Annotated in this window: 7 protein-coding genes; 6 read left to right on the top strand and 1 reads right to left on the bottom strand. The window is 70.3% G+C overall.

Annotation, left to right across the window (positions count from 1 at the left end):
- The first annotated feature begins 275 nt into the window (after positions 1–275).
- From VFL64_RS22785 to VFL64_RS22765, 5 genes are read left to right on the top strand one after another with little or no spacing between them, the layout of a single operon-like run.
- Positions 276–1,169, top strand: coding sequence for a LysR family transcriptional regulator (locus VFL64_RS22785; RefSeq protein ID WP_489542676.1), 894 nt, complete (start codon positions 276–278; stop codon positions 1,167–1,169).
- A 29-nt stretch (positions 1,170–1,198) separates the two neighbouring features.
- Positions 1,199–1,546 (top strand): GFA family protein, encoded by a 348-nt coding sequence (locus tag VFL64_RS22780; protein ID WP_489542675.1) that lies wholly within the window; start codon positions 1,199–1,201, stop codon positions 1,544–1,546.
- Positions 1,546–2,295 (top strand): sulfite exporter TauE/SafE family protein, encoded by a 750-nt coding sequence (locus VFL64_RS22775; RefSeq protein WP_489542674.1) that lies wholly within the window; start codon positions 1,546–1,548, stop codon positions 2,293–2,295. The genes VFL64_RS22780 and VFL64_RS22775 overlap by 1 nt, the downstream gene beginning before the upstream one ends.
- A gap of 1 nt (position 2,296) precedes the next feature.
- The gene (locus tag VFL64_RS22770) at positions 2,297–2,941 is read left to right on the top strand and encodes an Asp/Glu/hydantoin racemase (protein ID WP_489542673.1); all 645 of its coding nucleotides are present in this window, start codon (positions 2,297–2,299) and stop codon (positions 2,939–2,941) included.
- 20 nt (positions 2,942–2,961) lie between these two features.
- Positions 2,962–3,459: a GFA family protein gene (locus VFL64_RS22765; RefSeq protein ID WP_489542672.1), complete on the top strand. Its 498-nt coding sequence runs from the start codon at positions 2,962–2,964 to the stop codon at positions 3,457–3,459.
- On the opposite strand, the gene tesB is transcribed toward VFL64_RS22765, so the two are convergent.
- A complete protein-coding gene (gene tesB, locus VFL64_RS22760) occupies positions 3,460–4,338 on the bottom strand; it encodes an acyl-CoA thioesterase II (protein WP_489542671.1) in 879 nt (292 codons plus the stop codon).
- Between the two features lie 78 nt (positions 4,339–4,416).
- On the opposite strand from tesB, the gene VFL64_RS22755 reads away from it, so the two are divergent.
- On the top strand, positions 4,417–4,608 hold the full coding sequence (locus VFL64_RS22755; protein WP_489542670.1) for a hypothetical protein: 192 nt from the start codon (positions 4,417–4,419) through the stop codon (positions 4,606–4,608).
- Positions 4,609–4,651: the final 43 nt, after the last annotated feature.

Genomic DNA, 4,651 nt, shown 5'->3' with positions numbered 1-4,651 from the left:
AGCCCACCGCGCAGTTCTATCGCGTGACGACCGACGCGACGTTCCCGTACCGCGTCTACGGCGCGCAGCAGGACAACTCGACGCTGCGCATCCGGTCGCGCGGGCCCGGCGGCCGCGGCGAGCGCGAGGAAGAAGAGGGCAGGTGGGTGATTCATCGCGGGGCTCCTGGTGGGGGGATGACCGGAAGCGTAGGCAGCGCCACCCCGGCGCGGAAGGTGCAGGCTTGCACAAGGGGGCTGCAATGTTGCATAACCCTGTGTCACCCGGCCGACCCCATGCTCAACTGGAACGACCTGCGCTACTTCGTCGCCCTGGCGAACCACGGCAGCACGCTCGCGGCCGCGCGGGCATTGGGCACCGAGGCCTCGACGGTGCAACGGCGCATCGCCGAGCTGGAGCGCCACACCGGCCAGGCGCTGGTGCACCGCGAGCCCACCGGCTACCGCCTCACCGCGTTCGGCCAGCTGATGCTGGTGCAGGCGCGCGTGGTGGAGCAGGCGGCGCTCGCCTTCGAGCAGCAGATCGCGGTGGCCCGGCGCGAGGTCGAGGGCGTGGTGCGCGTCACCTGCCCCGAGCCCCTGGTGCTGCGCATCAGCCGCTCGCCGCTGCTCGAGCGCTTCCAGGCGCGCTACCCGAAGCTGCGCGTCGAGTTCGTGATGAGCGACCAGTACCTCGACCTCGCCCAGGGCGGAGCCGACATCGCCCTGCGTTCCGGCGACACCGACGACGAGGCGCTCGTCGGCCGCAAGATCGGCGACTCGCTGTGGGCGGTGTACGCCAGCCGGGGCTTCGTCGCGCAGCACGGCGCGCCGGCGGGCCTGGACGAACTGCCGCGCTTCCCGCTGGTCGGCCTCGACGAGTCCATGGCCCAGCACCGCGCCGCGCAATGGCTGCGCCAGGTGGCGCCCGACACACCGCCCGTAGCGCGCAACAACAGCGTGCTGGGCCTGGTGAACTCGGTGAAGGCCGGCGTGGGCCTCGCGCCCCTGCCCACCGCGCTGGGTGACGCCGAGCCCGAGCTCGTGCGCGTGCTGGGCCCGGTGCCGGAGCTCGCCCGCATCTGGCGCGTGCTCACCACCGCCGAGCTGCGCAAGAGCCCGCGCGTGGCGGCCTTCTTCGACTTCATCGTCGACGAGGTCGAGACGCTGCGGCCCATCCTCACCGGTTAGCTACAGTTGGCCGCAAAGGAGACACGCCCATGAAGTACACCGGCAGCTGCCACTGCGGCAAGGTGGCCTACGAAGTCGAAGGCGAAATCGATGGCGCCATGGCCTGCAACTGCTCCATGTGCCAGCGCCGCGGCTCGCTGCTGTGGTTCGTGCCGCGCGAGAAGCTGACCTTGCTCACGCCCGAGGCCGAGGCCAGCACCTACCTCTTCAACAAGCACGTGATCCAGCACCGCTTCTGCGCGCGCTGCGGCATCCACCCCTTCGGCGAAGGCACCGACCCGAAAGGCCGGCGCATGGCGGCCGTCAACATCCGCTGCATCGAAGGCATCGACCTCGCGGCCATCCCGGTCACGCAGTTCGACGGCCGCTCGATGTGATGACGACCGAGCTCTGGCTGCTGGTCACCGGCGCGGTCGTCGCCGGCTTCGTGCAGGGCCTCTCCGGCTTCGCCTTCGGCATGGTGGCGATGTCGATCTGGGTCTGGGGCATCGACCCGCGCATCGCCGTGGTGGTCTCGATCGCCGGCGGGCTGTCGGGGCAGATCTTCGCGGCGGTGCGCCTGCGCCGTGGGCTGCAGTGGCCGCTGCTGTGGCCCTTTCTGGCGGGCGCGCTGGTCGGCGTGCCCCTGGGCGTGATGGTGCTGCCTTACGTGGATGCGGTGGTCTTCAAGTTCGGCCTGGGTGTCACGCTGATGGTGTGCTGCTCGGCCCTGCTGTTCTCGCAGAGCTTCCCACGCATCACCCGCGGCGGGCGCATCGGCGATGCGATTGCCGGCGCCGCCGGCGGCGTGATGGGCGGGCTGGGCGGCTTCACCGGCGTCGTGCCCTCGTTCTGGTGCACGGTGCGCGGCTGGGACAAGGACACCGCCCGCGCGGTGCTGCAGAACTTCAACCTCGCGGCGCTGTCCGTCACCTTTGCCACCTACCTGGGCAGCGGCCTGGTCACGCGCGAGATGTGGCCGCTCATCGGCGTGGTGATCCCCGCGCTGCTGGTGCCTTCGATCCTCGGCACGCGGCTCTATGTGGGCCTGAGCGAAGCGGCGTTCCGGCGCGTGGTGCTGGGCTTGCTCACGGTCTCAGGGCTGGTGATGATCGCGTCGTCCTTGCCCTTGCTTCTGACGCGTTGACATGGCCGACCTGGCCTTTCTCCACACCGCCGCGGTGCACGTGGCGACCTTCTCCGCGCTGCTCGACGAGCTCGCTCCGTCGCTGCGTGCGGTGCACCTCGTGCGCGACGACCTGCTGGCCGAGGCGCAGGTGCTCGGTACGGACGATCCGGCGCTGGTGACGCGTGTGCGTGCCGCCCTGACCGAAGCCGATGCGCGCGTGGTGGTCTGCACCTGCTCCACCCTGGGCGGCATCGCCGAGGCCACTGACACCGGGGGTGCCTTCCAGGTGACGCGCATCGACCGCGCCATGGCCGACCGAGCGGTGCGCGCCGGCGGCACGGTGTTGCTGGTGGCCACCGTGCAGAGCACGCTCGCGCCCACGGCGGCGCTGCTGCAGTCGTCGGCGCAGCGGCTGGGCACATCGATCAGCATCGCGCCGGTGCTGGTCGCCGAGGCGTGGCCGCACTTCCAGGCCGGGCGGCAGGCCGAGTACATCGAGCGCATCGTCGCGGCGGTGCGGTGTGCACCGCGCCGTCCCACCGTGGTGTTGGCCCAGGCCTCGATGGCGCCTGCTGCGGCGGTGCTGGCCACGCACGGCATCGAGGCGTTGACGAGCCCCCGGCTCGGCGTGGAACATGCCATCGCGCTGTGCACAGCCCAATGACCGCAACGCAGGAGAGCCCGATGAGTACCCCCACCGACACCTTCGACGGCGGCTGCACCTGCCGCCAGGTGCGCTACCGCATGACGAGCAAGCCGCTCTTCACCCACTGCTGCCACTGCCGCTGGTGCCAGCGCGAGAGCGGCTCCTCGTTCGCCCTCAACGCCATGATCGAGGCCGACCGCGTTCAATTGCTCAGCGGTGAGGTCGAGGTGGTGAACACGCCGTCCGCAAGCGGCAAGGGCCAGCTCATCTGCCGCTGCCCCACCTGCCGCATCGCGCTGTGGAGCCACTACGCCGGCGCCGGCAAGGCCGTGAGCTTCGTGCGCGTGGGCACGCTCGACGAGCCCGACCGCCTGCCGCCCGACATCCACATCTTCACCGCCTCCAAGCAGCCCTGGGTGCTGCTGCCGCCGGGCGTGCCGGCGGTGGCCGAGTACTACAAGGCCTCGGAACTGTGGCCGGCCGAGAACCTGCAGCGGCGAGCGACGCTGATGGCCTCGCTCGGCAAGAAGGGCTGATCAGTCCTTGCGTTTCTTGGGCGGCTGCGGCCTCATCAGGCCTTCTTGCGCCACCGAGGCGATCAGGCGCCCGTCCTGCGTGAAGATGCTGCCGCGGCAGAAACCGCGTGCGCCTTGCGCCGCCGGCGAGTCGGTGGCGTAGAGCAGCCAGTCGTCCATGCGGAAGCTGTCGTGGAACCACATTGCGTGGTCCAGGCTCACGCCCTGCACGCTGCCGTTCATGAAGCTCAAGCCGTGTGGCAGCAGGGCCGCGTGCAAGAGGCCGAAGTCCGACGAGTAGGCCAGCATGGCCTGGTGCAGCACCGGGTCGTCGGGCAGGTGGTCGTCGGCGCGGAACCAGGCGTTGTTGAGCGGCTCGCGGGTGGGTGGGTCAAGCGGATCCCAGGGGTCGCACTGGCGGATGTCGATGGCCGTCTCGGCCAGCAGCACGGCGCGCATGCGCTCGGGCATGCGGTCGACGAGCTTGCGGCGCATCTCCTGCACGCTGGCCAGCCCCTCGGGCGGTGGCACCTGCGGCATCGCGGCCTGGTGGCGCGGGCCTTCTTCCGTCACATGGAAGGAGGCGGCGAAGTTGAAGATCGGCTGGCCGTGCTGGATGGCCACCACACGCCGGGTGGTGAAGCTGCCTCCATCGCGGATGCGGTCAACGTCGTAGACGATCCTGGCCTGTTTGTCGCCGGGCCGCAGGAAGTAGGCATGCAGCGAATGCACGCTGCGCTCGCGCTCGACGGTGAGGGCGGCGGCCATCAGCGCCTGGCCCAGCACCTGGCCACCGAAGACGCGCGGGCTGCCGATGTCGCCGCTGATGCCGCGAAAGAGGTTGTGCTCCAGCTGCTCGACCTGCAGCAGGTCGACCAGTTCCTGAACGTGGGGTTTCATGCGCGAAATGATCGCACCAATCACCGCCCCGTACCATCGCGCCTGCCGCGTTCGGGCGGCCTCACCGTGAGCCACTTCATGCGACTCGTCTTCTCCGTTCGTCTTGCTCCCTTGCTGCTGCCGGCCCTGGTGGCCCCGGCGCATGCGCAAGGCACACCGCCCATGCCGACGCTTCAGGAATGTGCTGCCATCGGCCAGGCTGCCGACCGCCTGGCGTGCTACGACCGGTTGGCCGGCACGGCCTGGGCCCTGCCGGCCAATCGGTCGTAGCACGCCAGGCGGTCGGCGGCCTGGCCGATGGCGGCACATTCCT

Origin of the sequence: Rhizobacter sp. (assembly GCF_035702065.1) — a bacterium.
In the GTDB taxonomy this organism is placed as follows: Bacteria; Pseudomonadota; Gammaproteobacteria; order Burkholderiales; family Burkholderiaceae_C; genus Rhizobacter.
The sequence above is the reverse complement of the archived record's forward strand: the minus strand, read 5'-3'. Positions and strand labels throughout refer to the sequence as shown.

Excerpts from the sequence above, each read along its gene's own strand:
- VFL64_RS22785 (WP_489542676.1), top strand. The coding sequence starts at position 276 with ATGCTCAACTGGAACGACCTGCGCTACTTCGTCGCCCTGGCGAACCAC.
- VFL64_RS22780 (WP_489542675.1), top strand. The coding sequence starts at position 1,199 with ATGAAGTACACCGGCAGCTGCCACTGCGGCAAGGTGGCCTACGAAGTC.
- VFL64_RS22775 (WP_489542674.1), top strand. The coding sequence starts at position 1,546 with ATGACGACCGAGCTCTGGCTGCTGGTCACCGGCGCGGTCGTCGCCGGC.
- VFL64_RS22770 (WP_489542673.1), top strand. The coding sequence starts at position 2,297 with ATGGCCGACCTGGCCTTTCTCCACACCGCCGCGGTGCACGTGGCGACC.
- VFL64_RS22765 (WP_489542672.1), top strand. The coding sequence starts at position 2,962 with ATGAGTACCCCCACCGACACCTTCGACGGCGGCTGCACCTGCCGCCAG.
- tesB (WP_489542671.1), bottom strand. The coding sequence starts at position 4,338 with ATGAAACCCCACGTTCAGGAACTGGTCGACCTGCTGCAGGTCGAGCAG.
- VFL64_RS22755 (WP_489542670.1), top strand. The coding sequence starts at position 4,417 with ATGCGACTCGTCTTCTCCGTTCGTCTTGCTCCCTTGCTGCTGCCGGCC.